The sequence below is a fragment of the Pontibacter anaerobius genome, assembly GCF_026241195.1.
Classification (GTDB): Bacteria; Bacteroidota; Bacteroidia; order Cytophagales; family Hymenobacteraceae; genus Pontibacter; species Pontibacter anaerobius.
The window spans coordinates 244,523-269,425 of record NZ_JAPFQO010000008.1 but is presented as its reverse complement, the minus strand read 5'-3'; the positions used below and the strand labels follow the sequence as shown (position 1 = coordinate 269,425).

At 51.1% G+C, this 24,903-nt stretch carries 25 protein-coding genes; 11 read left to right on the top strand and 14 right to left on the bottom strand.

Annotated features, from left to right (window positions below):
* The first annotated feature begins 27 nt into the window (after positions 1-27).
* The 4 genes from OO017_RS13375 (at position 28) to OO017_RS13360 (ending at position 3,753) form a co-directional block, all read left to right on the top strand.
* Positions 28-585, top strand: a complete 558-nt coding sequence (locus OO017_RS13375; RefSeq protein ID WP_266053005.1) for a DUF1543 domain-containing protein — start codon at positions 28-30, stop codon at positions 583-585.
* A 136-nt stretch (positions 586-721) separates the two neighbouring features.
* Complete coding sequence (locus tag OO017_RS13370; RefSeq protein WP_266053004.1) at positions 722-1,405, top strand: hypothetical protein; 684 nt, start codon at positions 722-724, stop codon at positions 1,403-1,405.
* A 167-nt stretch (positions 1,406-1,572) separates the two neighbouring features.
* Positions 1,573-2,967: a D-alanyl-D-alanine carboxypeptidase/D-alanyl-D-alanine endopeptidase gene (dacB, locus tag OO017_RS13365; protein ID WP_266053003.1), complete on the top strand. Its 1,395-nt coding sequence runs from the start codon at positions 1,573-1,575 to the stop codon at positions 2,965-2,967.
* A 366-nt stretch (positions 2,968-3,333) separates the two neighbouring features.
* Complete coding sequence (locus OO017_RS13360) at positions 3,334-3,753, top strand: DoxX family protein (protein WP_266053002.1); 420 nt, start codon at positions 3,334-3,336, stop codon at positions 3,751-3,753.
* Positions 3,754-3,796: 43 nt separating this feature from the next.
* On the opposite strand, the gene OO017_RS13355 is transcribed toward OO017_RS13360, so the two are convergent.
* From OO017_RS13355 to OO017_RS13345, 3 genes are read right to left on the bottom strand one after another with little or no spacing between them, the layout of a single operon-like run.
* The gene (locus tag OO017_RS13355) at positions 3,797-4,603 is read right to left on the bottom strand and encodes an alpha/beta hydrolase (RefSeq protein WP_266053001.1); all 807 of its coding nucleotides are present in this window, start codon (positions 4,601-4,603) and stop codon (positions 3,797-3,799) included.
* A gap of 59 nt (positions 4,604-4,662) precedes the next feature.
* Positions 4,663-5,604 carry a gamma-glutamyl-gamma-aminobutyrate hydrolase family protein gene (locus tag OO017_RS13350; protein ID WP_266053000.1) on the bottom strand — a complete coding sequence of 314 codons (942 nt, stop codon included), beginning with the start codon at positions 5,602-5,604 and terminating at the stop codon, positions 4,663-4,665.
* A complete protein-coding gene (locus tag OO017_RS13345; protein WP_266052999.1) occupies positions 5,571-6,584 on the bottom strand; it encodes an amidoligase family protein in 1,014 nt (337 codons plus the stop codon). Before OO017_RS13345 ends, OO017_RS13350 begins: the two co-directional genes overlap by 34 nt.
* Before the next feature lie 171 nt (positions 6,585-6,755).
* On the opposite strand from OO017_RS13345, the gene ggt reads away from it, so the two are divergent.
* The 5 genes from ggt to OO017_RS13320 all read left to right on the top strand — a co-directional run bounded on the left by ggt (position 6,756) and on the right by OO017_RS13320 (position 12,087).
* The gene (ggt, locus tag OO017_RS13340) at positions 6,756-8,450 is read left to right on the top strand and encodes a gamma-glutamyltransferase (protein WP_266052998.1); all 1,695 of its coding nucleotides are present in this window, start codon (positions 6,756-6,758) and stop codon (positions 8,448-8,450) included.
* A gap of 144 nt (positions 8,451-8,594) precedes the next feature.
* Positions 8,595-9,686, top strand: a complete 1,092-nt coding sequence (locus OO017_RS13335; protein ID WP_266052997.1) for an efflux RND transporter periplasmic adaptor subunit — start codon at positions 8,595-8,597, stop codon at positions 9,684-9,686.
* Positions 9,683-10,942 carry an ABC transporter permease gene (locus OO017_RS13330; protein ID WP_266052996.1) on the top strand — a complete coding sequence of 420 codons (1,260 nt, stop codon included), beginning with the start codon at positions 9,683-9,685 and terminating at the stop codon, positions 10,940-10,942. Before OO017_RS13335 ends, OO017_RS13330 begins: the two co-directional genes overlap by 4 nt.
* 48 nt (positions 10,943-10,990) lie before the next feature.
* The gene (locus OO017_RS13325; protein ID WP_266052995.1) at positions 10,991-11,671 is read left to right on the top strand and encodes an ABC transporter ATP-binding protein; all 681 of its coding nucleotides are present in this window, start codon (positions 10,991-10,993) and stop codon (positions 11,669-11,671) included.
* 194 nt (positions 11,672-11,865) lie between these two features.
* Positions 11,866-12,087, top strand: a complete 222-nt coding sequence (locus tag OO017_RS13320) for a YgaP family membrane protein (protein WP_266052994.1) — start codon at positions 11,866-11,868, stop codon at positions 12,085-12,087.
* A 73-nt stretch (positions 12,088-12,160) separates the two neighbouring features.
* On the opposite strand, the gene OO017_RS13315 is transcribed toward OO017_RS13320, so the two are convergent.
* Together OO017_RS13315 and OO017_RS13310 are read right to left on the bottom strand one after the other, a co-directional pair.
* On the bottom strand, positions 12,161-12,364 hold the full coding sequence (locus tag OO017_RS13315) for an SDR family oxidoreductase (protein ID WP_439651313.1): 204 nt from the start codon (positions 12,362-12,364) through the stop codon (positions 12,161-12,163).
* A 43-nt stretch (positions 12,365-12,407) separates the two neighbouring features.
* The gene (locus tag OO017_RS13310) at positions 12,408-15,185 is read right to left on the bottom strand and encodes a cation-transporting P-type ATPase (protein WP_266052993.1); all 2,778 of its coding nucleotides are present in this window, start codon (positions 15,183-15,185) and stop codon (positions 12,408-12,410) included.
* 493 nt (positions 15,186-15,678) lie between these two features.
* On the opposite strand from OO017_RS13310, the gene OO017_RS13305 reads away from it, so the two are divergent.
* On the top strand, positions 15,679-16,539 hold the full coding sequence (locus OO017_RS13305; RefSeq protein WP_266052992.1) for a universal stress protein: 861 nt from the start codon (positions 15,679-15,681) through the stop codon (positions 16,537-16,539).
* 258 nt (positions 16,540-16,797) lie between these two features.
* Positions 16,798-17,019, top strand: a complete 222-nt coding sequence (locus OO017_RS13300; protein WP_266052991.1) for a YgaP family membrane protein — start codon at positions 16,798-16,800, stop codon at positions 17,017-17,019.
* Between the two features lie 97 nt (positions 17,020-17,116).
* On the opposite strand, the gene OO017_RS13295 is transcribed toward OO017_RS13300, so the two are convergent.
* The 9 genes from OO017_RS13295 to OO017_RS13255 form a co-directional block, all read right to left on the bottom strand.
* Positions 17,117-18,205, bottom strand: coding sequence for a proline iminopeptidase-family hydrolase (locus OO017_RS13295; RefSeq protein ID WP_266052990.1), 1,089 nt, complete (start codon positions 18,203-18,205; stop codon positions 17,117-17,119).
* A gap of 161 nt (positions 18,206-18,366) precedes the next feature.
* Entirely contained in the window at positions 18,367-18,789 is a 423-nt protein-coding gene (locus OO017_RS13290; protein WP_266052989.1) for a hypothetical protein, read from the bottom strand.
* Between the two features lie 124 nt (positions 18,790-18,913).
* Positions 18,914-19,552, bottom strand: a complete 639-nt coding sequence (locus OO017_RS13285) for a c-type cytochrome (protein WP_266052988.1) — start codon at positions 19,550-19,552, stop codon at positions 18,914-18,916.
* 157 nt (positions 19,553-19,709) lie between these two features.
* Complete coding sequence (locus OO017_RS13280; RefSeq protein WP_266052987.1) at positions 19,710-20,456, bottom strand: VLRF1 family release factor; 747 nt, start codon at positions 20,454-20,456, stop codon at positions 19,710-19,712.
* An 82-nt stretch (positions 20,457-20,538) separates the two neighbouring features.
* Positions 20,539-21,375: an anti-sigma factor gene (locus OO017_RS13275; protein WP_266052986.1), complete on the bottom strand. Its 837-nt coding sequence runs from the start codon at positions 21,373-21,375 to the stop codon at positions 20,539-20,541.
* Positions 21,368-21,922: an RNA polymerase sigma factor gene (locus tag OO017_RS13270; protein ID WP_266052985.1), complete on the bottom strand. Its 555-nt coding sequence runs from the start codon at positions 21,920-21,922 to the stop codon at positions 21,368-21,370. The genes OO017_RS13275 and OO017_RS13270 overlap by 8 nt, the downstream gene beginning before the upstream one ends.
* Before the next feature lie 313 nt (positions 21,923-22,235).
* On the bottom strand, positions 22,236-23,036 hold the full coding sequence (locus OO017_RS13265) for a ferritin-like domain-containing protein (RefSeq protein ID WP_266052984.1): 801 nt from the start codon (positions 23,034-23,036) through the stop codon (positions 22,236-22,238).
* 13 nt (positions 23,037-23,049) lie between these two features.
* Positions 23,050-23,757, bottom strand: coding sequence for a ferritin-like domain-containing protein (locus tag OO017_RS13260; RefSeq protein ID WP_266052983.1), 708 nt, complete (start codon positions 23,755-23,757; stop codon positions 23,050-23,052).
* A 348-nt stretch (positions 23,758-24,105) separates the two neighbouring features.
* Positions 24,106-24,891: a bestrophin-like domain gene (locus tag OO017_RS13255; RefSeq protein WP_266052982.1), complete on the bottom strand. Its 786-nt coding sequence runs from the start codon at positions 24,889-24,891 to the stop codon at positions 24,106-24,108.
* Positions 24,892-24,903: the final 12 nt, after the last annotated feature.

Here is a 24,903-nt window from a genome sequence, read left to right as displayed (position 1 = left end):
GCCCGGTTAAGTCTGTACTTTTACAGCATGCAAACACCTAAACTTTTTATGCTGATGCTTGGCTGCAGGCCAGCCGGCAGAAACACAGAGCAGCACGATATCTTCTTTAGCGTGGCAGCAACTCTAAAAGATCTGGTGCCGGAGATACAGGCTTTTTGGCCTGAGGCGAAAGGAAATATACACGTGGATGCCTGGCGGGAGGTAACGCAGGTGAACGGCCATAGTATAACCGTGGTGCCAAAAGCAGAGGCAGGCGCAAGCACAGATAAGCTGTTTTTCCTGAACCTGGGCGGGTACAAGCCTGGTGAGTTCGATGAGTTTCACTACAAAATGCTGGCCGTGGCACCGGATACAGCGGGGGCTATAAAGCAGGCCAAGCAAACTGCTTTCTACAAGAATACGGGCTTCAAAGGTGCCGCATCGCATGTGGATGATAAGTTTGGGGTGGATGTGGATGAACTCTACCAGGTGCAGGATATTCTGCCGGAGGCGATCAAGCAGAAGTATAGCCTGCAGGTAACCCCAAACAACAGCACGGCGGAAGACGAAATGCAACTGGGGTACTTTCAGCTGCACAAGCTTTAACACCTTACCGAAGCCCCTGGCTTGGCTGCCTTGGAAGACGCGGAGTGAGCAAACAGGCGTTGCTGGTGAAAATCTAAAAACATGCGGCAATTGGCTTCGTTAGTAAGGGAAGTATAAAACCCTAAAACACGAAGCTATGAACAGAAACGAGAATAACGACTTCCGGAATAAAAACCATTACGCCGATTTTGACCGGCACGGCAACCCGCTCACAGGCAATACCCATAGCCTATCCCATTATAACCCAAGAGGTGCTTATGGTGACTACGGCGACAGGTATGGGCACGAAGGCCACCATCGGGATACCAATGCAGCTCATGCCTACGGCGATTACGGCAGTGGCACGCGCTACGGCGAGGGCGGCAGCAACAAAGGCGGAGGCTCCTCCTACGGGCATTCATACTATGGCTTATCCGGCAACGAAGGGCCGCGCATGACGCAGCACGAGTTGCACTGGGATGAAAGCAGAAGGTATGATGCTTACGGTGATCGTGCGCATAACCGCGACCGCGACCAACGCTTCAGCGATAGCTTCGGGCGAAGCCGTGATGGAGGCTATGTAAATGAGGGAAGAAACCGGGAGGAACGTGGTTACACCGACCGTTACGAGGATAGCCGGCAAGGCGCACGCTATGGAGGCGCAGGCCGTGAAAATACCGGCTACAACCGAGGCTACGATGACTTTGGCCGTACAGGCTACGGTGCAACCAGCTACAACAACCGCGACGTAGACCGCGAAAGAAGTGCCTATGGCAGCCGACAGGACAGAGACCGTTGGACCGACGAACGTAACTACTATAACACGCACCAGAACTGGTAAGTCATACGTTATACTTTGGCAGCAGCCGCCTGTTTACAGAACAGGCGGCTGCTGCCTTTTTATAGCAGTAGAATCCCCTCCTTTAGATGAACTGCAAACGAGTTACTTCCTGAATTCAGTAACCTCGGAATAAAGTATAAACGATTTAAAATGCTTAAATTTTGGCTATGAAACTCTTCACTACCAAAGCCGCCCTACTTCTGGCATTCGCACTGGTCCATACTTCTGCCTGGTCGCAGGCCGTGGATGAAAAGCTGGCCGCCGCCTTCCGCAAGTTTGAGCAGGACCCGCAGCTTCAGAACGCAATTAGCTCGCTCTATATAACAGATGCCGAAACAGGTAAAGTTGTCTTTGATAGGAACAGCAGAATTGGCCTTGCGCCCGCCTCCACCATGAAAGTCATCACGAGTCTCAGCGCCTACGAGCTTTTAGGGAAAGACTTTGTGTACAAGACCAAGTTTGCTTACCATAAAGGCCCGAAAGGAGCAGAACTGGTCATCGTACCCAGTGGCGACCCTACCTTTGGAAGCTGGCGATGGTCTGACACCCGGGAGGGAATCGTGTTAAAGCGGCTGACGCAGGCATTGCAGCGCACCGGGGTTAAATCTTATAACAAAGTAATCATCGCGAACGAAGGCTGGAACGATGAGACCGTGCCGGATGGATGGATGTGGCAAGATATTGCCAATTACTATGGTGCGGGTCCTGCAAAGCTGAATTGGCGCGAGAACCAGTATGACGTTATCCTGAGGTCGGGAAAAAGTGTAGGCGATCCGGTTGCCATCGTGAAAACAGTGCCGGCCTTAGATGGTTATGGACTAAAATCAGAGCTTACGTCTGCCGCTGCCGGCACCGGCGACAATGCCTACATCTATTTTCCGCTGAGCGCTCCTTCTGCCACAATACGGGGCACCATCCCGGTTAACGAAAGCAGTTTTAAGATCTCAGGCGCCATGCCTTCAGCGGCACGCCAGTTTGTAAGCACCTTATCCGACACACTTGAAACGGCTGGTATTAAGATCCCGAAGTTGCCGGAAGCGCATAACGCTGCGCTTCCCAAAGAGGGCTACAACGTTTTCCATACCGTCACTTCCCCTGCACTGGACAGCATCATCTACTGGTTTAACCGCAAAAGTATTAACCTCTATGGAGAGGCGCTCGTGAAAACAATTGCCTACCAAAAAACGCATAGCAGCGACACAGGGAAGGGGCTCGAGAAAATCAGGGAGTTTTGGCAGCAGCAGGGCATTCCTGAAACTGAGTTAAGTATGGTAGATGGCTCTGGGTTATCGCCGCTCAACCGCGTAACGACGCATGCTCAGGTGCAATTGCTGGAGCACGCCAGCACACAGGCTTGGTTTGATGGGTTCTATACGTCGCTGCCGGTTTACAACGGCATGAAGATGAAGAGCGGCACCATCCGTGGCGTGAAAGGCTACTGCGGCTACCACAAAGGCAAAGACGGCAAAACCTATATTTTCTCATTTCTGGTGAATAACTACAATGGCTCCGCTTCCGCGCTTGTCAAAAAAATGTATACTGTGCTGGATGAACTGAAGTAGAAGAAATAAGCTAATTGATGCCCTCAGCGCTCATGTCATAGTCACCCCGAAAGGATCTTGGCCCCTTATTTTGGGGCTTGAATTCCCTTTAACCGAGGTTCTTAACAGGCTGATAAAGGTATTGCGGTCAGATTACTGGCATGAAATGGCTCTGCCAGAGCTGGGGCTTGTGTTTACATGTGTTTACGGATTCAGCTTTTGCCCAGGCCATACTTGGGGTATAGCCTTGCGATCCTTAAAAAAACTCCAAGTTTAAAAATATAGCCCTGCTTAACTTTAAAGTGGGAGGGTGCGTTAATGGTGTAAGTTGTTGTTAAACAGTTTGTTGGTAAAGTGTAAACTTCTTGTTAAACCTACTTTAAGACTATGGAAAGATTTTTGGGTTCGTACAGTTCGCAGCTATATGCCATTCTGCGCGTGGTGGCAGGTTTGATGTTTGCCATGCATGGCACCCAAAAGCTGTTTGGCTGGCCCGGAGCGGGCGATACCGTAGAACTGGCTTCGCTGATGGGCTTGGCTGGCATCATCGAGTTTGTGGGTGGCCTTATGATAGCCTTTGGCTTTCTGGCCAGTTGGGCCGCTTTTATAGCCAGCGGCGAGATGGCGGTGGCATACTTTGTGGCCCATGCCTCGCAGGCCCTGTGGCCCATCCTCAACAAAGGGGAACTAGCTGTGCTTTACTGTTTCCTGTTCCTGTACATGGCTGCCCGCGGCTCCGGCATCTGGAGTGTAGACGCTGCCAGGCACAGAAAACCAGTTACCGAAGCAGAAACGTATCGCAGGTAAGGTATCGTTTTAACCTGACGTATACTTTAAGGTAGCCGACAGGTCATTTCCCTATGCTCGCCAGCACCTTTGCCAACTCCCGTTGGTACTCCCTGTTCTCGTTCATGCCGTTATGGCCTATCCCTTTCAAGAAGATTGCCTTATCCGTTGGCTTGAGGTGGGGCTGCAGTTTTTGGGAAGAGCCGGGATAAATGATTTCATCCTGATCGCCGTGAAAAAGTATAACGGGTGCCTTCACCTGCTCCACAAATCGGAATGTCTCGAATTTATACTTGAGCAGAAAAGTGGGCACTAAAGGGTAGAGGCTCTGCATCAAATCGCCGAGGCTATAGTATGGGGCCTGCAAAATCAGCAGTAGTGGGGTGTTGTCAGCGGCTAATTTGGCCGCAGCTGCTGTTCCAATTGAGTAGCCCGCAACTATCAGCTGGCTTTCCTCATACTTTGTTCTCAGGTGGGTGTAGGCAGTCTGTGCATCCGCATAAAACTGCGCTTCGCTGCTGATCTTGCCCTCGCTCTTGCCAAAGCCCCGGTAGTCAAGTATAAAAATGCTGTAGTTCAGGCTGGTGTAGGTTTCCGCTATACCCCCCCAAGAGTCTACAGAGCCGGCATTGCCATGGAGGTAAAACACCAGCCCTTTTGGGTTTGCAGCCTTAAACAGGAGCCCATGCAGCGTAGCGCCGTCGCCGGCAGGTATAAACACTTCCTCAAATTCCTGGTCAAAAGCAAACCGGTGGTCCTGCGGCAGTTTATCCGGGAAGAAAATCAGGCTTTCCTGTTGAAAGAATCCAAGGCTCATGAGTAGCAGGTATAGCGTTAGAAGTATAGCCGTAGTTCTGATGATGGTACGCAATGCTTTGGCTCTGGATAAGGTTCGGGAAGTATAACTGCCAGCGCGAAGCGGTTTGTAGCCTATTCGCTTTCCGTCCGTTCTTCTATCATTTTCTGTACATCTGCTTCTGGTCGGGCTAAAGCCTGCTGCATATCGTTTTCCTCAATCTGCTGCTGCACCTCCCTTGCCTGCTGCACAAGGGCCTTAAATAAGCGGCGGTGGGTTTTGTACTGCGGCAGGTACTCCGGGTGCCACTGCACCCCCAGCATAAACCGCTGCCCGGTGTGCTCGATGGCCTGCACCACCAGGTTAGGCTCCCGGGCCACGATAGCGATGGCATCTCCCGGGGTTTTTACAGCCTGCTTGTGGAGCGCGTTTACCTGTAGTTGCTGTGTGCCCAGCACCTGCGCCAGTTTGCTGCCCGGTTTAATACGTACAGCCTTCACCGGAAAGACGCTGGCTGGGTTGGGCGCTTCGGTGTAAAACGAGTGGATGCTTTGGTAGAGCGTGCCCCTGAAGTATACGTTCATCAGTTGTGCGCCGCGGCAAATGCCCACCACAGGAAGGTCTTTTCTGGCTGCCTGGTCCAGCAGCTGCAGCTCCAGATGGTCACGGGCGGGGTCGAGGCCAAAGGTTAGTTTTCGGCTCAGGAGCTTCCGGACAAAGAACAGGGCCGGAAAGTATAGCCAGCGGGCAAAACGTCCTAATCGTTGGAAAATGTTTTTGTCAGGTTGCTTCAGGGTGCGCTGCAGGTAGTCATCCAAAACGTGCTCCTGCTCATAGGTGCTGGGGTCCACATCCGCGCCTCCCCCGATAATCAGCCCCTGTAGTCCGTCGGCGGTGCGGGGCCAGGAGGGGGTGATGCGCACGGGTTTGCCACCGGCCAGCCAGACAGAAAGGGCGGTGAAGAGCCAGGCAGCCTCGCCTCCTTTATCAGGCCCGGTAACACCGATGGTGGGCCTGTCGCGGTTTATCTTATTTTGTCTTTTCAGGTTAGCCACGCTAGCGTTCTTTTCACCCACCTGGTTTCAAACCCGATGAAGGTATTCTTTTTCAGGGACAGATACTCCAGACTCAGATCAGTGATCTTAGCAGGGTCGTTTGCCAGTTCCTCCACCCTTACCCAGTTATTCCATTCCTGTGCCAGCGTCCAGTCTGGTTGCGCGATGGAGCTGTTTGGCAACCTGTAATGAAACGCATCCCTGGCCTTTACCTTGCCCAGCCCGGTGAACTGAGCCGGCAGGTCTTTTCTCAGATAGGCAAACAGTGGGAAAAGGTCCAGCGGCCGGTTGCGGTCAGGGTTGTGGGTATGGTAATCAAGTATAAATTGTTCCAGTGCAGGCTTATACGCCGGGGCCAGGACCAACTCGGCGTAGGCAGCGGGGTAGGGGTCTATAAACGGGCTAATTTTACGGGCCAGGTCTGTTTTGCCTGCCTCCAGCAGCCAGGGGTACAGCAACAGGAAAGACCTGAGGTAGGCCAGAAGCGTGGTGGTAGAAGTATCCGGAACCTTTACGTTTATGTGCGTGCCAAAGGCGTTTGTAGGGAAAGAGTTTGTGCCTTCGGCGTTATTCCGGTAAAGCGCCTCCCGCAGCTTTTCGAGCGGGGCCAACTGTGTGCAAGGTATGGGCGGACAGGCAATCTCGTAGGGAAACACCTTCGACACGACACTTTCCAGCGCCGTTTCTACCTCCGTCTCCAGGGTGCCGTTTCCAAGGTGCACATCCTCCAGGTGTATGTTTAGTGCCTCAAAAGCTTTTTTATAGCGCTTCTCGGATAGCAGCGTCAGGTCAAACTCCACTGTAAAGTCACCCAGTTCCGTATCCTGTACGGTGCGCTTAAATCGGCTCTCCTGTTGTACCCTGCCCCCGAAAAGCTCCTGTATTAGTTGTACAGCTTCCTCAATGCGTACCTTGGCATACTCCAGCTCATAACCCACTTTGCGTATCTCTCCGTGGGTGTTATATAGTTTCGGCGGATGTTTAAACGGCATAATGCGCATAAAATGATGTTAAGATAAAAACGTCAATCAGCGGAATCAGTTATGATAGCCGGTAAATGAGTCGCTGCCGGTTATACCTGCCTGCACCGCATTACCATACCTCATCTTAAACCCGGAGCGCCGCTGAAGGGTAAAGACTACATCAGAACCTATACATAGAAATTTATACTTGTGCTTATTAGAAGACTCTCTTTTATTTTTATACTTCTAGTTACGGCGGCCGGCTGTGCAGACAGGGACTTGCAGGAGCGGGGGCTTGTAACGGAACAGGCCATGGTTGTGTCGGCACATCCGCTTGCCTCCGCAGTTGGGGCAGAAATACTCCGGCAGGGCGGCAATGCCATGGATGCAGCCATAGCAGTGCAGTTTGCCCTTGCCGTGGTATACCCTGATGCAGGTAACGTTGGCGGTGGGGGCTTCCTGGTGCTGCGGCAGCACGATGGCATGCTGGATGCCTTGGATTATCGCGAGAAAGCACCTGCCGCGGCACACCCGGATATGTTCCTGAACGAGCAGAAAGAAGTGGTAGAGGACCTGAGCCTGAAAGGGCATCTGGCAGCAGGTGTGCCGGGCACCATAGATGGCATGGTGCAGCTGCACGAAAAATATGGCAGCATGCCTTGGCAGGAACTGGTGCAACCAGCCGTTGCGCTGGCTGCTAACGGGTTTACGCTCACCAGCAAAGAGGCGGAAAAGCTAAACGAACAGCGCCTGGAGTTTATCAGGTACAGCACCAGGAGGCCCGAATTTATCCTTAAGCCGCACTGGAGCGAAGGCGATACCGTGCAGCTGCAGGACCTGGCCCGTACCTTAGAACTGATCCGGGATAAGGGCAGGGCCGGGTTTTACGAAGGAAGAACAGCAGATTTGCTGGTGGCCGAAATGAAGCGGGGCGGGGGGATTATAACCAAGGAGGACCTTGCCGATTATACTTCGGTATGGCGCAAACCGCTCACAGGGCAGGCCAACGGCTACCGCATCATCTCCATGCCACCTCCATCCAGCGGGGGCATCGCGCTTATACAGCTGCTTACTATTTCAGAGGCTTATCCGCTGCAGGACTGGGGCTGGAACTCAGTTAAGTCGGCGCACCTGATGGTAGAGGCGGAGCGAAGGGTGTATGCTGACCGTGCAAAGCATCTCGGTGACCCCGATTTTTACCGGGTTCCGGTAGAGGGGCTGTTAGCGCCTGCGTACATACAAAGGAGGATGAAGGGGTTTGATCCAGGCAAAGCAACTGACAGCGATTTGGTGGCCGCAGGTGCGCCCGCCCCACCTGAAAGCCCCAATACCACGCACTATTCTATAGTAGATGCACAAGGGAACGCGGTTTCTGTTACCACCACCCTTAACAGCAGCTTCGGGTCTAAGGTGTTTGTGGCGGGCGCAGGGTTTCTGCTGAACAATGAAATGGATGATTTTAGCGTGAAGGCGGGCTTCCCGAACAGCTATGGCCTGGTAGGCGGCGAGGCCAATGCCATTGCCCCCGGAAAACGCATGCTCAGCTCCATGACGCCCACCATCCTGGAGAAAAACGGCGAGCTGTTCATGGTGGTCGGAAGTATGGGCGGCTCCACCATCATCACAACGGTTTACCAGATCATCCTGAACGTTACGGTGCATGGCTTTCCAATGCAGGCGGCCATAAACGCGGGTCGTTTTCATCATCAGTGGAAGCCGGATTGGATACTGTCGGAATGGGGCGCTTTGGGGGCGTTAGACGGGTTGGGGCTGTGGTGGAAAGGCCACAGGCTAGCACCTAAACCAGGTGGGATAGGCCGTGCGGCAGGCATTCTGGTGCTGCCGGATGGCAGGCTGGAAGGCGGTGCAGACCCGCGTGGCGATGATGCCGCAGCCGGGTTCTAGGAACGGGCAAACCCGGCGGGCTGTTATGCTAGTGCCATGAGTTTATACTTTAAAAATCATAGAGTTTTATGAAATCGTATTCCTAATCTGCTACATTTGAAAGTCGATACATGTCCTGAGCCAGACAGCCGCTCCAGAAAAACTATGAACCACATGAAGCCATACTTTCTCATCGCCCTGATCCTGCTTGTACTTGCCTCCTGCTCCGGTAAGCAAGAAAAGATACAGCCAGCAGTAGAGGATATCACGGAGGCTGTTTATGCTTCGGGGGTGGTGAAGAGCCGTAACCAGTACCAGGTTTTCCCGACGGTGAGCGGGGTTATCGAGCAGATTATGGTTACCGAAGGCGATGTGGTGAAGAAGGGGGAGCCGCTTATGAAACTGGATAATGAGGCAGCCCGCCTGAGCACCGAGAATGCACGGATTGCTGCTGAGTATAACCGTGTAAGTGCCAATACCGAGAAGCTGAACGAACTGCAGGAAACCATAGACCTGGCCCGTAGCAAAAAGCAGAATGACTCGCTTTTGCTGGAGCGGCAGCGCAACCTGTGGGCAAACAAAATAGGTACCCGTGTAGAGCTGGAGCAGCGGGAGCTGAACTATAAAAACTCCGTCACAGCTTACAAATCGGCTGTACTTCGCTACAACGACCTCAAAAAACAACTCGACTTTGCTGCGCGGCAATCACAGAAGAACCTCCAGATCAGCGAAACCATGTCGGGGGACTATACCGTGAAAAGCGAGACCAGCGGCAAAGTATACGATGTGCTGCGGGAGCAGGGTGAGCTGGTGAGTCCCCAGACGCCGGTGGCCGTAATTGGCGATGCGGATGAGTTTATATTGGAGCTGCAGGTGGATGAGTACGACATTGCACGCGTAAAGCCGGGCCAGAGGGTGCTGCTGAACCTCGACAGTTACAAAGGTCAGGTGTTCGAGGGCAAGGTATACAAAGTGAACCCGGCCATGAACGAGCGCACCCGATCCTTTACCGTAGAGGCCAGCTTCGTAACCGCTCCGCCTGCGCTGTACCCCAACCTCACCACCGAGGCCAATATCATCATACAAACTAAAAAAGATGCCCTTACCATTCCGCGCGAGTACCTGATAGACGGCGCTTATGTGATGACGGAGGAGAAAGAGGAGGTGCCAGTTAAAACCGGTCTGATGGATTATCAGAAGGTGGAGATTTTGAAGGGGGTTACGAAGGAGGATGTGCTGCTGAAACCGGACCGATGAACACGAGACTCACATTCGGGATAGCGAAGTCGCTGCTGCTGGCCCGCTGGCGCCAAACACTGGTGGCTGCGGTGGGCGTTACGTTCAGCATTGCCATGTTCATTACCTTGTTAGGCTTTATGAACGGCCTGAACGACATGCTGGATGGGCTTATACTTAACCGCACCCCGCATGTGCGCCTCTACAACGAGATAAAGCCCAGTGAGAACCAGCCTGTAAATGTCGCCTCTGAGTTCAAGGACTCCTATAATTTCATCAGCTCCGTAAAGTCTGGCATTTCGCGGCAGGAGGTATACAACAGCGAACCCATCATACAGGCGGTCAGGAACGACGAGCGTGTGCTGGGGGTGGCCCCCAAGCTGAACACGCAGGTTTTCTTCAACGAGGGTACCATCGATATATCCGGCACCATCAGCGGTATAGATGTGGAGGAGGAGATGCGGCTTTTTAACTTTCAGGACTACGTTACGGCCGGAACAGCCATCGATGTGAAGCATGTGGCCAACAGCATTATACTTGGCAAGGGGCTGGCCGACATCCTGGTGGCCGACATTGGCGATGTGGTGCAGGTAACCACTCCGGAGGGCGAGCGTTTTTCACTAAAGGTGGTAGGCTATTTTCAGTCTGGGATACAGGATATAGATAAGGTGCAAAGCTATGCCTCCATCAACACCACGCAAAAGCTATTGGGCAAGCCGGCCAACTACATCACTGATATCCAGGTAAAGCTGCATGACCTGGACATAGCCCCAGCCGTGGCAGCAGAGTACAGGGAGAAGTTTGAGGTAGATGCCGAAGACATTCAGACCGCAAACGCTCAGTTTGAGACGGGCTCCACCGTGCGCTCGCTCATTTCATTCTCCGTAGGCATTGTGCTGCTCATTGTATCCGGTTTTGGCATTTTCAATATCCTGAACATGATGATCTATGAGAAGATGGATTCCATTGCCATATTAAAAGCCACCGGCTTTTCGGGCAGAGACGTAAACCTCATCTTCCTGCTGATCGCCCTAAGCATTGGCTTTTTCGGGGGCTCCGTGGGGCTTATTTTCGGATTTGTCTTCTCTGTTGTCATCGATAACATCCCGTTCAAAACCGCTGCGCTTCCGACCATCGAAACTTACCCGGTAAACTATGATCCCTTCTTTTACTTCATAGGCAGCTCCTTTTCCCTGATCACTACCTACTTTGCCGGTTTTTTCCCGGCCCGAAAAGCCAGCAAGGTTGATCCGGTGGAGATCATCAGAGGAAAATAAAGGAAGCCGGGGGGATTTATACTTTGCAACACTTAATAGAGGCAGCTCATGCATAACGTTGTACTTGAGGCAAGGCACATTAACAAAGAGTTTCACGACCCTGTAACGGTGCAGGTGCTCAGCGATATAACCTTTTCAGTGAGGGGCGGTGAATTCGTGTCTGTGATCGGGAAGTCGGGCTGCGGGAAGTCTACCCTGCTCTACATCCTGTCTACTATGGATACCGATTATGACGGCGAACTGCTGATAGACAATGAGCGCATGACGGGAAGGACAGACCTGGAACTGGCGCGCATCCGCAATGAGAAGATCGGCTTTGTGTTTCAGTTCCACTACCTGCTCAACGAGTTTACCGTACTGCGCAACGTAATGTTGCCCGGAATGAAGCTGGGAAAGTATAGCGAGCAAGAGGTGGAGCACCGCGCCATGGAGCGCCTGAAAATGCTTGGCATCGGCCATCTGGCCGACAAAATGGCTTACAGGATATCAGGAGGGGAGAAACAGCGCGTGGCTATTGCCCGTGCCCTTATCAACGATCCGCTTATCCTGATGGGCGATGAACCCACCGGTAACCTGGACTCGCACAACTCAGAGCTGGTGTTCGAGATCTTCAAAGAGCTTACAGATGTGCATAACCATACCCTGCTCATCGTTACCCACGACCAAAGCTTTGCCGAGCGTAGCGGCCGCATTATTGAGATGGAGGACGGCCGCATCATCCGGCATTAAAGGCTCCGAGGCCTATACTATCACCAATGAAGACATATATCACCCAGCATCATTCAGAAAGGTGATGAAGGTCACTGCTTTTGAAGGGCCGAAACACGTACATTTATATTCTGAAGGGGCACGTACAGAACCGGCCGCTATGGCGGCGGCAGTAGCCTGAAACAGAGAATAAAAACAATTTAATCTGAGTGATCATGAAAAAGAACATGGGAAATACAGACCGCATTATCAGGCTGATACTAGCGGTACTGGTGGCTGTTTTATACTTTACCGGCACCTTAACAGGCACGGTAGGCATTTTGCTGCTCGTATTTGCTGGTGTGTTTGTACTTACCAGCCTGGTAGGCTTTTGCCCGTTGTATACTTTGATAGGAATAGACACCTGCCCTAAAACCAGCAGCAGGCATCACCAATAGACAAGTATAAAACTGCCTAGACAAGCCACCATTCCTTGCCCAAGCTGCCTTAGAGGTAGTACCTAGTCCTACTTTACTGCGCCAGATAGGCACCATCTACGGCATAGTAGGCACCAGTAACAAAAGAGGCTTTCTCAGAACTGAGCCATGCTAATAGCTCTGCCACCTCCCCCGGCGCACCGAGCCTGCCGATCGGGTGCATTTGAAACGCTAAGGCTTCTTTTGCTTTGGATGTGCTGCCGGGGACTGACTTTGGCAGGCGGCTAAAAAAGGCCATCAGACGCATTACAGCATCTGATGGCCTTTTTTATACGTTAAAATCAGGAAAGATTAGGCATCTCCCTTGCAATTGCCTTTTTCCGGCGGTCAACCTTAAACCGGATATACTTCTCTATGGATACAATAATAAGCAGCAGCACACCAGCTCCAAAAATGCGCAGCACCTGCATGGCATCCAGCGGGCTTGAACTAAAGAGGGTATTCATGAATGGGGTGTAGACGAACAATGCCTGGAAGAAAAACATAGCGGCAATACCATAATAGACCCACAAGTTCGTGAAGAAACCGATCTCCTGCATAGGCCGTACAAGTGAGCGACAGCTTAATAGGTAGAACGCCTCCAGAACCACGAAAACGGTAGTAGCTACCGTCTGTGCCTCAGCTGTTGTAGCACCCTGCTCCACCTCATACAAGTATAAACCGAATGATGTGATCAGCAGAATGGTGCCCACCAGTAAGGTACGCATAATAAGGTCATAGGTAAGTATAGGTTCATCTGAAGGGCGTGGCGGGCGGTCCATGATTCCAGGTTCTTTAGGCTCGAAAGCCAAAGTAAGGCCAAGCAGCACGGCTGTGGTCATGTTTATCCATAGTAGCTGCACAGGCAGCACGGGCAGCTGAGAGCCAACTATAACCGCGGCAAGTATAACTAGCCCCTCTCCCAAGTTGGTGGGCAGTGTCCAGACGATGAACTTGGTCAGGTTGTCGAACACCCCTCTGCCTTCCTCCACAGCTCCTTCAATAGAGGAAAAGTTGTCGTCGGTCAGCACCATATCAGAGGCGTCTTTGGCTACGTCGGTGCCGGTAATGCCCATGGCTATGCCTATGTTGGCCTGCTTCAGGGCCGGGCCGTCGTTCACGCCGTCGCCGGTCATGGCCACCACATGCCCGCGGGCCTGCAGGGCTTTCACCAGGCGCAGTTTCTGGTCGGGGGCCACGCGCGCGAAAACAGACACTTCCTCGGCCGTATCCTCCAGATCTCTGTCCTGTATCTGCTGCAGCTCTTTGCCGGTTATGGCAACCAGTTTCCCGTTCTCCCGGCGCCCTTTCAGGCCGATCTGGCTGGCAATGGCCGCCGCGGTAACGGCGTGGTCGCCGGTAATCATTTTTACACCTATACCCGCTTGCTGGCATAGCTTCACGGCTTCAACTGCCTCCTTGCGCGGTGGGTCTATCATGCCCTGCACACCTAAAAACACCATACCAGCCTTTGTGTTCACATGATCGATGCCATCCATATCCGCCGGTACACTGGCCATGGCAAAAGCCAGCACACGCAAACCCTCGCTGGCCATTTGTTCTACATGTTTATGTATGGCTTCTTTATCCAAGCCGGTCATTTCACCGTTTGGCAGCATCGCCTGCTCGCTACGCTCCAGAATGGCCTCTACAGAGCCTTTCATATAAATTACCGGGCTGTTGCCGCCGTGTAGCGTGGCCATGTACTGGTATTCAGATTCAAATGGAATGCTATCTTTGCGGGGCAGGTCCTGCTCCAGCTTCCAGGCCTCCAGTTGGGCTTTTTGAGCGGACACGACCAGGGCTCCCTCCGTAGGGTCTCCCTCAATGTGCCATTGCCCGTCTTTCTCCTTTACACTACTGTCGTTGCAAAGCAAACCCGCCTTCAGGCACTGCTCCAGCGCGGCATTGGTAGATAGGTTGACTGTTTGCTCCCCGGCTAGGATATCTCCTTCCGGGCGGTAACCGAGTCCGGAAACAGTGTAGGTTTTACCACCTGCCACTATCTGCTGTACCGTCATCTGGTTTTCGGTGAGCGTGCCGGTCTTATCGGAGCAGATGATATTGGTGCTGCCAAGGGTCTCAACGGCCACCAGTTTGCGTATAATGGCCCTGCGCCTGGCCATTTTGGACACGCCCAGTGCCAGCATGATGGTAACAGCCACCGGCAAACCCTCCGGAATGGCGCCTACAGCGAGCGCCACGGCTACCATAAAGGTCTCGCCGAGGCCTGCTCCGCGGATATACTCTACTACAAACACTGTTGCCGAAAGACCTAGGATTACCCAAAGCAAAAGTCGGCTGAACTCCTTTATTTTTATGGTAAGCGGTGTTTCCAAGTCCTGGGCACCGGCAATAGACTTCTGTATCTTACCAACCTCTGTCTGGTCGCCGATGGCGGTAACAATTCCTTTGCCCTGCCCGTAGGTCACCACAGTGGACGAGAAGCCCATGCCAAGCCGGTCGCCAAGTACGTCATCTGCTGCTACGGGTGTATCTTCTTTCTCCACTGCTACAGACTCCCCCGTCAGCGCGGATTCGTCTACTTTCAGATCACGGGTCCGCACGAGTCGCACATCCGCCGGAAACTTATCTCCGGACTGTACCAACACGATATCGCCTGGCACAAGCTCCTGCGCATCGATGTTCTGTTTTGTGCCGTTGCGGATCACCTGGGCCCTAGCGGTCATGCTATTGGCCAGTGCATCTATCGCCTCCAGCGCCTTAGACTCCTGCACATAGCCAATAATGGCGTTGATGAACACCACCGCAAAGATTACAATGGCATCTACATACTCTTCCAGCAGAATAGTAACTAAGGTTGCTGCAAGTAAAATGTAGATCAGTGGCTGGTGAAACTGTAGCAGGAACCGCACAAAGGCGCTCTGCTGTTTCTTGGGAGTCATTACGTTACGGCCAAACTGCTCTCTTCGCAGCTCCACTTCCTCATCGCTCAGGCCTTCGTCTGCAGAAACCTGCAACAGGTTCAGTGCCTCTATAGCCTTCAGGCTATGCCATGGATACTGTTTTTCTAGCGTCAGAGGTCTTTTGTTAAGTGGTTTTTCTTGGGTAACACGCATGGTCGTGGTAGATATCCTGTGATAATAAAGCCTTATACTATTACGGGTTGCTTGCTTATCAAGCTATAATTCAATTTGCATTAAACTGTTTATTTATACTATGTTACTGGAGTGGAACTCACGCGCATTTTCATGCAGGAGCACAATCCTGATGAAACAAATCGGTCCTATCACATCCTGGTCACCAGGTATTATAGCCGTGTCTTCCTTCCTGTACTGTACAGCGCCAAATGTAGCCTGAGCCTGTTTTAGTTTGCTTCAGGAAGGTATAAAAACAGCATTACAATCGTCTGATAATCATTTGAAGCATTGGCCAAGGTGAAATAAAGGCCATACACAAAGTTCATACATTCGCTACAGCCGAATGATGACGAAGATCAATTTTTAAGATGATAAACATTATTGGCATCAGGCTGTTAATCAGGTAGTTTTGTTTACGTAATGAAGCGGTAAGTAATGTTTACCCATTGTTTCCACACTAAACTTTAAAACCATGAAGACTTTACTTGTTCCAGTTGATTTCTCTGAAAGTTCTTTCCGTGCTCTTGAGTATGCCTTAGACCTGGCGTCCAGATCTCAGGTAGAGATTGTAGTAATGCATAGCGCTGAAAAGGGAGCAATATTGCCTGGATTGGGCAGTGGCAAGGTGGAGGAAGACAAAAGGACGGCACAACAGAAGTTAGACGGTATACTGGCAAATATTAACAGAAGTGATGTGCCGGTCAGGTATATTGTGAGAGAAGGAGGAGCAGTTGGCGAGATAGTAAAGGCGGTTGAAGAGTTCGGGGTTACCCTGGTGGTAATGGGAACCGGTGGCGCAAAGAACTTTACGAAAAAGGTTTTCGGCACTACCACAGAGTCCGTTGCGAAAGAAGGCCTGTGCCCGGTGCTGGCTATACCTGAGGGTGCCGCCATTAGGCCGATAGAGCATATCGTGTACGCTGCCGATTTTGAGAATGGCGACCAGGTAACAACCATGCAGCTGCTAAACCTGAAAGAACTGCTGAATGCTACCATAACCTTTCTGCACATCAAGAGCGAGAGCCAGCCAGACTACATAGATGATGAGTACATTAAAGATAGCCTGGTGAAGCAGTTTCCGGAGGCTGAGCTGAATTTTATGGAGATAGCCAATAAAGATGTGGCCGAGGGCATTACCAAGTACGTGCAGGCAAACGACACCAGCCTGCTGGCCTTTACCATACTTAACAGGATGTTCTGGGAGAAAATATTTCATAGCAGTGTTACATCCCAGTTGCTCAAGACACTGAAGATCCCGATGCTGGCACTGCCAGAAAACGGCAACCTGCTCGACCTGCGAAGACAAGCCAGGCTAGAAAGAGACCAGCTGTAGCGGTATTGCAGGAGACTACCTCAAGCTAAAGTATAAGGTTAAGCTGATTGATAAATGAGAATCCCTGGCTAGTTCTGCTGGCCAGGGATTTTTTGTATTGGGGAGCAATTAAAAGTCTTCTAACACCAGCAAGCATGATGAATGTCACAGCTTTTCTGTAGCCTGTAGGAGCTTAATTATATCAGAGAAAGGCAGAAGTATACTTAATATGCCAAAGCCTGCGACAATATCTTAAAATAAGATATAATCTGAGTGATCATGAAAAAGAACATGGGAAGTACAGACCGGGTTATCAGGCTGATAATTGCGGTGCTGATAGCAGTTTTATACTTTACCGGCACCTTAACAGGCACGGTAGGCATTTTGCTGCTCGTATTTGCTGGTGTGTTTGTGCTTACCAGCCTGGTAGGGTTCTGCCCGTTGTATACTTTGATAGGAATAGACACCTGCCCCAAAAACAACAGCAGGCATCACCAGTAAACCGATGCAGCACAGCCCGGATAAGTACTCTTTCTGCCCGGGCTGTGCTGCTTATTCCTTTCCCGTCCCTCTTTAGAGAGGTTAGGGCTGGAGTTAGTTACAAATCATGTACTTGCTGGTTGCCTGTTGCAGTTCTTTCGGCATCTACCTTTTTTATGAACGTGGTAAAGCCCGCAAAGTATGTTTTCTGGTCGTCATACATGGCCATGTGGCTTCCCTCCGGGCAATAAAGATAGCTGCCGTTCGGTAGTTGTTCTGCCATCCATTTCATGTGTTCCGGATCCGTGGTGTCGTGCTCTCCGCCAATTGTCAGGGTCGGCACTTTTATCAGATCCAGGTCGCCGGAGCGGTCCCAGTTTTTCAGCGAGGCGTTTCCTCTTATGCCGAACTCACTTGGCCCCTGCATCTGTACATACACCGTCTGGTTCATGTGGCTGAACATCCTGTTAACGGGGTTAGGCCATTGCTCCAGCGGCATGCGCAAGGCGTGCTTGGTATAGAAATTCGGCATCAGCAACTCCATATACCTTGGGTTGGAGAAGTCGTTTGCGGACTCGATCTGCTTCAGCTCCGCCAGCACCTTGGGGTCCATCTGGGGGCCGAGCACCTCATCAGGGTACTTGTTGTAAGCAGGTATACTCGACATCATGTTGGATATAATCAGGCCCTTAAGCTTATCCTGGTGCTTAAGCGCGTACTCCATAGCCAGTATGCCTCCCCACGAATGGCCGAGCAGGTAAAAATTGTCTTTGTCCAGGTTCAGCGCTTTACGCACTTGTTCGACCTCTTCTACAAAGCGGGGTATGTTCCAGAGGCTGGTGTCGTTGGGTTGGGCGCTGTAATGAGAACCTAACTGGTCATAATAATAATACTCTATACCCTCTTTAGGCAGGTAACTGTCAAAGCACTCAAAGCCTTCGTGGGTGCCGCCTGGGCCACCGTGCAGCAGCAGCACCTTCATGGAGGGGTTATAACCCACGCGCTTCGTCCAGACATCGAATTCTCCGGAAGGGGTGTTGATCTTTACCATCTTAACTCCACCACTCAGCTGATCATCTTTGCCGGAGCTATCAAAGTATTCTGACAGGGCAGGGGTGTTGCTCTCCAAGACGGCGGAATCAGTAGAGGTGGAGCAACTCTGGAGCAGGAGCGAACCCACAAGTATAGCAGGTAACAGTAGTTTCATACTTCTCTGTTGTTTAAGGTGAGGTAGATACAGGTATAGCTAGTAAATATAAACAATTGCGGCAGCAAAGAGAAGCGGTAAAGTATACAGGGAGAGAAGTGAGAGGTGGTTTGCGCCTGCCCTAAGCTACAGAAAGACTGATTTTATACTTTAGAAGGATACTAATTGCTGATACCGGAGATGTAAGCTGCAATTTCATCTTCTTTGCCCTGCTGGTGCTCGTATGCGAATTTAGCTATCACATCGCTCGCCATGGTGTTCAGTACCCCGAATATCCTGGCCTGGCTGATCACTTCCTTGTCCCAGGCTGAAGCCATCACCATGATGGCATACCCGTTATACTGCGAGAGGTCCATGAGGTTTGCGGTGGAGCCGGGAGCAGGCCATTTGCCCGCCGTGATGCTGTAGTTTCCCTTTTCCCAGCGGGGCGGCGTGTGCAGCATGTCCTGCACAGGCTGGAAATAACCATCTTCCACAGGCCCTATAAAGAGCACGTTTACTTCCTGCAGTGCCTTGGGCACAAGTGCTTTCGGGTTGGGCAGCACAGTTCCGGATTCATCAAGAACCTCTTCAGGAGCATCCATATTTAAAGTATTGGTTCAGCTATAGATACTGAAATAGAAGACAATTGTTCAGTTAACGGCACACAAAAGCCTCTGCCGTGTAACTGTTGGCGCCTAGTCAATTGTTTAATATGAAGTATAAACGCTACTTCTGAACGCCTGCTGAAACGGGTGGCTCAGGAGGTGGAACGGTATTCTGTATGGGTTTTGTAGATTTCAGGTAGGCAAATATTGCCTTTAGTTCTTCGTCCGTCAAGTTTCTGTACATGGGCCAAGGCATTGGAGGCAGCACATCGCGTCCGGTGGCAATTCCTTTGTGTTTTCCTTCCCGGATGGAGGTGATGAAGTTCTGCTCCTGCCAGGTGCCGATGCCGGTCTTATCGGAGGTTAAGTTAGCGGCATAAGAAATTCCCCAGGGGCCTACCCATGCCGTAAAATGATCGCTTGCCGTCAATCCTTTCTTTTCGAGTTCAGCACGGTCTACGTCTGGTGGGGGCATTTTTGAGGGGTGGCCCGAGAGCGCCCGTGAGAAGTCAGGCTCCAGTCCCTTCTCGGTCACCATCTTAGGTGTGTGGCAATCGTGGCAACCTATACTTAAAACCAGGTGCTCCCCAAACTCGATCTGGCTGGCGTATCCTCCGTTCTTTAACTGCTCGGGTCCTTGCTGACCTGCTGAATCAAAGCCGGCTTTCTGCATGTCGTTTTCTGTACTTGCCTCAGAGCACTGCGAAAAGACCCAAACGGTTGAAAGAAGGAAGCAGGAATAAATAGAATGCTTTTTCATAGTCGTAACTCCTCTAATTTCACGAATCCGGTATAATAAGGTATACTATTCCGGGTTGAAAACAGGGAAATTTGTTAAAACTATTGCGTGTATAAGTATAAAACAGTGGTGGAGGGGGCCATTTAGTTTGTTGCTACCGCTGCGGTTTGAGTGGGTTTCAATCCCACAAATCAAAGCCTTCCTCCTCCGTGTCGCCATCATACGCCTCGGGTGCATCGTCAACATCTGTAATCCCTGCCAGCGCCAGCAGTTCGTTTACCTTAGCCTGCTGTGCCTCCTCATAAATCAACTCGCCCCGCAGCAGGAAGCGGTTGGCGTCCAGCATTACCTCGTAAATTGGCGTGTGGATGTGCTTGGGTATTTTATACAGGCGCGGATCGTGCTTATCGAAGGGCGTGGCAGTTTTGGAGTTGTAGAGGTAGGGGATAAGGGTTTTAGAGCAGCTGATGGCAATGCGGTCTACCCTGTAATCCTCAAAGTATGATTGCAGCCGCTCATTAATGTTCTCAAAAAACTCTACTGTTTCACCCAATCGCACGCGCGAGCCAGCCCTGGATTTGCCCTTGGTCTTGAGGTACTTGAGCTGGCTTTTCCCCTGCTTCTTCCGGACCATGTAGGAGCGGAAAACTTTGTGGTCCAGGTTCACGCCGTTTTCAAAGTATCCCATCGCGCAGTTCCCCGACTGAATCAGCAGGATCACATAGTTTACCTGCTCTTTTTTGTCAGGCTGGCTGGTGCCGGGGGCAGGAATCACTAACGGCAGCCTAAAGTATACTTGCTCATTCCCGCTTTCGACTGGCAAGGCAATCCGGTGTTTCTCCTGCTCATATACAGCTGCAATTTTCTCCGCCTCGATGGCACGAAGCAATATGGATGCTTGCTCTTTGGATAAGAATTTGTTCATCAGTAGCAGGGGAGTGGTAAAGGCGTGTTTGGTTATTAACGCACAAGTGTGGCAGGAACATTTTTGAGACCGGCCGTAGTTTCTAGGATTTTACTTTGCCCATCACCATAAGTTGCTCCAGCGTCGGGTTCACACTGCCCCCCACGGGTTCCATGGTTACAGCAAAAGCCTGTGCAGCCTTAATTGGTTTCATCCTGAGTAGTTCGGCACCCGCACCAGCTAGCGGAATCATACCAGCATCAATCGGGTTGCCGTTGTCCAAGGCCCAAAGTTGGTATTGCTTGCCTGCTGGTGGAGCCGGTAGTTTAAGCTCGTCTATGTATACTTCCTGTTTCTGTGCGTTCCAGTACACAATCATGTTCGCGTCTGGGTGCGCCTCTACGCCCTGCAGTCTTACAGGCTGGTAGCTTGGGTCACGAAGTATGGCTAGTGTCTCTTCTAGCCGTTGCGTTCTAAGTGAGGTTTGCTGCATATCCTGCGCCAGAAGTTGCTCCGAGGCCATGGCTGTGGCCAGCCTTTGTTCTGCCTGCTGCCACTTGGTGTAGAAATGATAGCTTAGCATGCCCGAAATCAGGAACAGCACGATGCTGGCCGCAAACATCCATTTGTATGGGGAGCTTTCCGCTTCTTGATCAGGTAAAGGAAACGGAACAGCCGTATCATTCCCGGGTGCATCGGCAGCATCAGTTTTTGCCTCATCCTGTACCTGTGCCAGTATCCTTTGCTTTAGTTCAGGTCTTGGAGACACTGCATGCAGGTGGGCATAGGCCTCCATGGCCGCGCAGGCTTCATCCAGTGCGGCGCGGATCTCAGGGGAGCTTGCAGCACGCAGCTCCACCTCCTCACGCTCTGCCTGAGAGAGGCCACCTGCGGCATAAAGCTCCAGGATGCCGGATGCCATGTATTCTTCGTTAGACACTTCCCTTAAATAATTTTGATAAAAGCTTAACAGCACTTCGCGCCCTGGTTTTTACTGTACCCAATGGAATGTTATATTCTTTTGCAATCTCGCTCTGCGTCAGTCCTTCAAAATACATCAAGTCTATGATCTTTTTCTGATCCGGGCTCAGCTGCTCCACAACATCCCGAACGCCAATATGATCCGGGTTAAAAGCACTGCGTGTAAACTCCGGGCGATGTTTTTCCGGAATTGTGTCGGATGAAACCTTCATGCGGTGTTCTCTGGAGCGGATCTTATCGATGGCCAGGTTTCGGCAGATGTTTATCATCCAGGTAAACAGCCTGCCTTTTGTCTCATCATACTTATCAAAAGACTTCCATATTTTAATGAAAGCCTCCTGCAATACGTCCTCCGCCACCTCTTCTGTCTTCACAATCTGCAGGATCACACCGTACAGCGTTGCGCTATACATATCGTATAGCAGAGACACTGCCGAGTTGTCGCTGGCACGTAAACGGGCCACCAGGGCTTCTTCGTTTATCTTTTGTATCGTATTGTCAGGCAAGGAGGTGCAACCGTTTAAGGAATAACCCTGGGTAAGAGTTTATCAAAATTAAGAATATTTCGGAATCATACTCACTAACTTCAGTTACAGGAAAAGGTTTTTATAAAGAATGAGATTTATAAAAGGAGCACCCCTTGTGTGGCTTTATTTTCATACTTAAAAGTTTAAGGGTGGTGTAGCGTGTTTATACTTTGGACACGCCTTACGTCAGCTTGGCCAGGTTTAGCGGCTTTATCAGAATTAGAGAAGAGCTGCATTGCAGCTCTTCTCTCGACTACCAGGCTGCAGTCATACTATAATTCAGTGATATCAATTATTCAAACAGCGACACAATCTGGGCCACCTGTTCTTTGGTCAGCGGCTCATCAAAGGCGCCTGTTGCAATGGCTGCGGAGTAACCTTCGCCTACCGTTTTTACATCGTTTATACTTCCCTGCATCACGTTATTTTCTCCGGCATAAACGGGCTGGGCACCGGCCGGAACATCGCTGTTATCGCCGGCTCCTTCAATCCAGCCTTTGTTGCTGCGCATGCGCCTTACGTGTGCGGCATGGCGCGCCTCCACCGAGTGTATCTGCAAGGCAACCGTCAGCACCGTGTCGTTGTTTATCAGGTTTGCGGCCTGCCCCTTGTAGGCTCTCACGCCTGTGTCTTCAAAGGCTTGCGCCAGCGTCAGGAAAGTCTGGTAGTTCGTGTTCCAGTCCGCGAAGTTCTTGCCAAAGTTGAAAGTCGGTTCACTGATGGGTGTACCGTTCAAGCTTTGGATGGTGGTGATGAGCAGGTCTACGTGAGCGGCTTCGTGCATCTGTATCTTTTCAAAAGCCCCCCTCGCGGCGCTATCCGTAATCAGGCCCGATGCAGCCAAGCCCTGGGTATAAAAATTGCGCTCCAGGTACTCCAGCTTCAGGGCGAAGTTTAGTATTTCGAGCACCATGCTGTTGCCCTGCCCGTATGCTTTCTGAAATACCGAGCCTAAAGCCAGTGGCATAGCGGCAAGAGCGGTTTTCTTACCTAAACTGCCCAGGTTTTTAAAAGCGCTTCTTCTTGAGTCAAGACGACCGTATACTTCCGGGTCGAACTTCTCTATCTCCTCTATTATTTTGAATATGTTCATGACGTGGGTCTCCTTATTTAGGTAAATTGTTAGCAGATATTTTATTTTTGATAAAGGGGGCTGCCGCCTGAAGTACATCTGCTGGCATCATGGCTGGGTCAAGGCCCATATTGTCTGCTGTGTCAGAGAAAGTGCCGTTTGAGATCAGGTCGCGGATGACGGCGGCATGCCTTGCCTCCACCGAAACGATTTTACCTGCTAGCGTCAGGAAACCGGCGTTTTCAAGGTACTGGCCGGCACCGTTATAGGCCGCAACACCCAGGTCCTCGAATGTACGGGCAGTCGCAAGTATGTTGTTCTTGTCGTTGAAGTTAATGGTGGAGAAGTCCACTTCCAGGTCAGGTATGGCAGCGTTTCCGAGGGCTGCCTTCAAAAAGTCCCGGTGAATACCTTCATGGCCCTTGAGGTCCTGCATTATCTGCTGTTCTGTTTGGCTAAACATGCCCAACGATTTTGCCACCACCTCTGCGTAGAAGGCTGCCTCCAGCTGTTCCAATGCATAAGCATAATTCAAAATGCCAGTGTCTCCTGATCCAAGATCAACTGTCTCGGGGTCGGTCGGCATGGTTTCATCGTCGTCATCGTCGCAGGATGTGGTGAGAAGTAGCGTGGTGGCTAATGCAGTGGCGCCGGCATAGCGTAAGAACATGCGTCTCTGCGGCACAACTATACCGGTTCCTGCTTTGTCCTGCTGCCCCTGCTTTTGTGTAGGTTTTTCCATAATTTAAAAAGTTAAATGAGATTCTAATCCTGTAGATCACTCACTCGGTAAGCTACAGTGGAGCAAGACCTACGTGGCAGGTAGCACAGCTGGATTGCAGGCGACTCCAAATTTTAGAAATGATTTGCAGAACAGGCTTCGAGCAAGTAGGGCACCTGCTTAAGTATAAGTATAAATTAACGTGAGCTCAGGGAACGGGTGCGTAAAAAGTATAGCGTGTTTAAACGCCGTGTAAAGGAAAGGGTAGTTTCATTTTAAGTTTCTCAGGAAAGGAGAGAGGGGTATTGAAGTATAAAATGTACGGCTTGAAAGCGGAAGCCACAGCGAACAGAGGCGGGGACGGTTGGTTTACTCACTCATCAGATGTTCCATACTGGCCTGGTTTATTTTAATGATACCTCTTTTGGGCCTGTCGAGGTCTATTATAATAAACACTACCAGCGAGATCAGGAAAGTCATCATCATGGCCGGGATCGTGGTTCTTTTATTGCCTAGGCCGCTAGAGTATCCCATCAGTGCGCCCGACGTGATGAACACGATAAAGAGCAGGAAAAGAATCACCTCCGGCACATGCAGCTGCAGTAACGCGTTCCGTTCTCCGTGCGCATCTATCATACTGTTGAGCGAACTGATGTAGTAGCCCGTTGTAACCGGCCTGGGGTCGATGCGTGCTGCCTTTACAGCTTGTAGCCATATCTCCTGATGTAGTTTTTTTGTCTCTTCGTCAAGGTGTTTCTGCTCCGTAACCATGGCAAAATCGGTGTTGCTCACCGCCAGGCGCAGGCTGATGTAGTCCTTCAGAAGTTTGTGCGAGAGCGAGTCATACGGAGCCGGGAGCAGTTCCGTTCTAAGCAGGGCCGTACTAATGGAGTTTGCTTCATGAATAACAGCCTGGCTTCGGTTGTTAAACCGCTGCAGGGCCATATTAAAGGTAAAACCAAGAATAAGCGCCAGCAAACCAAGCGTGCCGGCCTGTATGGTGTTGGTCTGCGTTTTTACGTCAGTGTTAGTTTTGTTAAGATAGTGCTGCCCGAGCCTGTATCCCGCCTCATGTGCCAGCAGAATAAGAAAAAATAAGATCGCTACTATCAGAATACTGTTCTGGTTATACATGATTTCATTTGAGGTATCCATTCTAAATCAGGA

Excerpts from the sequence above, each read along its gene's own strand:
- OO017_RS13375 (WP_266053005.1), top strand. The coding sequence starts at position 28 with ATGCAAACACCTAAACTTTTTATGCTGATGCTTGGCTGCAGGCCAGCC.
- OO017_RS13370 (WP_266053004.1), top strand. The coding sequence starts at position 722 with ATGAACAGAAACGAGAATAACGACTTCCGGAATAAAAACCATTACGCC.
- dacB (WP_266053003.1), top strand. The coding sequence starts at position 1,573 with ATGAAACTCTTCACTACCAAAGCCGCCCTACTTCTGGCATTCGCACTG.
- OO017_RS13360 (WP_266053002.1), top strand. The coding sequence starts at position 3,334 with ATGGAAAGATTTTTGGGTTCGTACAGTTCGCAGCTATATGCCATTCTG.
- OO017_RS13345 (WP_266052999.1), bottom strand. The coding sequence starts at position 6,584 with ATGCGCATTATGCCGTTTAAACATCCGCCGAAACTATATAACACCCAC.
- OO017_RS13335 (WP_266052997.1), top strand. The coding sequence starts at position 8,595 with ATGAACCACATGAAGCCATACTTTCTCATCGCCCTGATCCTGCTTGTA.
- OO017_RS13330 (WP_266052996.1), top strand. The coding sequence starts at position 9,683 with ATGAACACGAGACTCACATTCGGGATAGCGAAGTCGCTGCTGCTGGCC.
- OO017_RS13325 (WP_266052995.1), top strand. The coding sequence starts at position 10,991 with ATGCATAACGTTGTACTTGAGGCAAGGCACATTAACAAAGAGTTTCAC.
- OO017_RS13320 (WP_266052994.1), top strand. The coding sequence starts at position 11,866 with ATGAAAAAGAACATGGGAAATACAGACCGCATTATCAGGCTGATACTA.
- OO017_RS13315 (WP_439651313.1), bottom strand. The coding sequence starts at position 12,364 with ATGGCCTTTTTTAGCCGCCTGCCAAAGTCAGTCCCCGGCAGCACATCC.
- OO017_RS13310 (WP_266052993.1), bottom strand. The coding sequence starts at position 15,185 with ATGCGTGTTACCCAAGAAAAACCACTTAACAAAAGACCTCTGACGCTA.
- OO017_RS13305 (WP_266052992.1), top strand. The coding sequence starts at position 15,679 with ATGAAGACTTTACTTGTTCCAGTTGATTTCTCTGAAAGTTCTTTCCGT.
- OO017_RS13300 (WP_266052991.1), top strand. The coding sequence starts at position 16,798 with ATGAAAAAGAACATGGGAAGTACAGACCGGGTTATCAGGCTGATAATT.
- OO017_RS13295 (WP_266052990.1), bottom strand. The coding sequence starts at position 18,205 with ATGAAACTACTGTTACCTGCTATACTTGTGGGTTCGCTCCTGCTCCAG.
- OO017_RS13290 (WP_266052989.1), bottom strand. The coding sequence starts at position 18,789 with ATGGATGCTCCTGAAGAGGTTCTTGATGAATCCGGAACTGTGCTGCCC.
- OO017_RS13285 (WP_266052988.1), bottom strand. The coding sequence starts at position 19,552 with ATGAAAAAGCATTCTATTTATTCCTGCTTCCTTCTTTCAACCGTTTGG.
- OO017_RS13280 (WP_266052987.1), bottom strand. The coding sequence starts at position 20,456 with ATGAACAAATTCTTATCCAAAGAGCAAGCATCCATATTGCTTCGTGCC.
- OO017_RS13265 (WP_266052984.1), bottom strand. The coding sequence starts at position 23,036 with ATGAACATATTCAAAATAATAGAGGAGATAGAGAAGTTCGACCCGGAA.
- OO017_RS13260 (WP_266052983.1), bottom strand. The coding sequence starts at position 23,757 with ATGGAAAAACCTACACAAAAGCAGGGGCAGCAGGACAAAGCAGGAACC.
- OO017_RS13255 (WP_266052982.1), bottom strand. The coding sequence starts at position 24,891 with ATGGATACCTCAAATGAAATCATGTATAACCAGAACAGTATTCTGATA.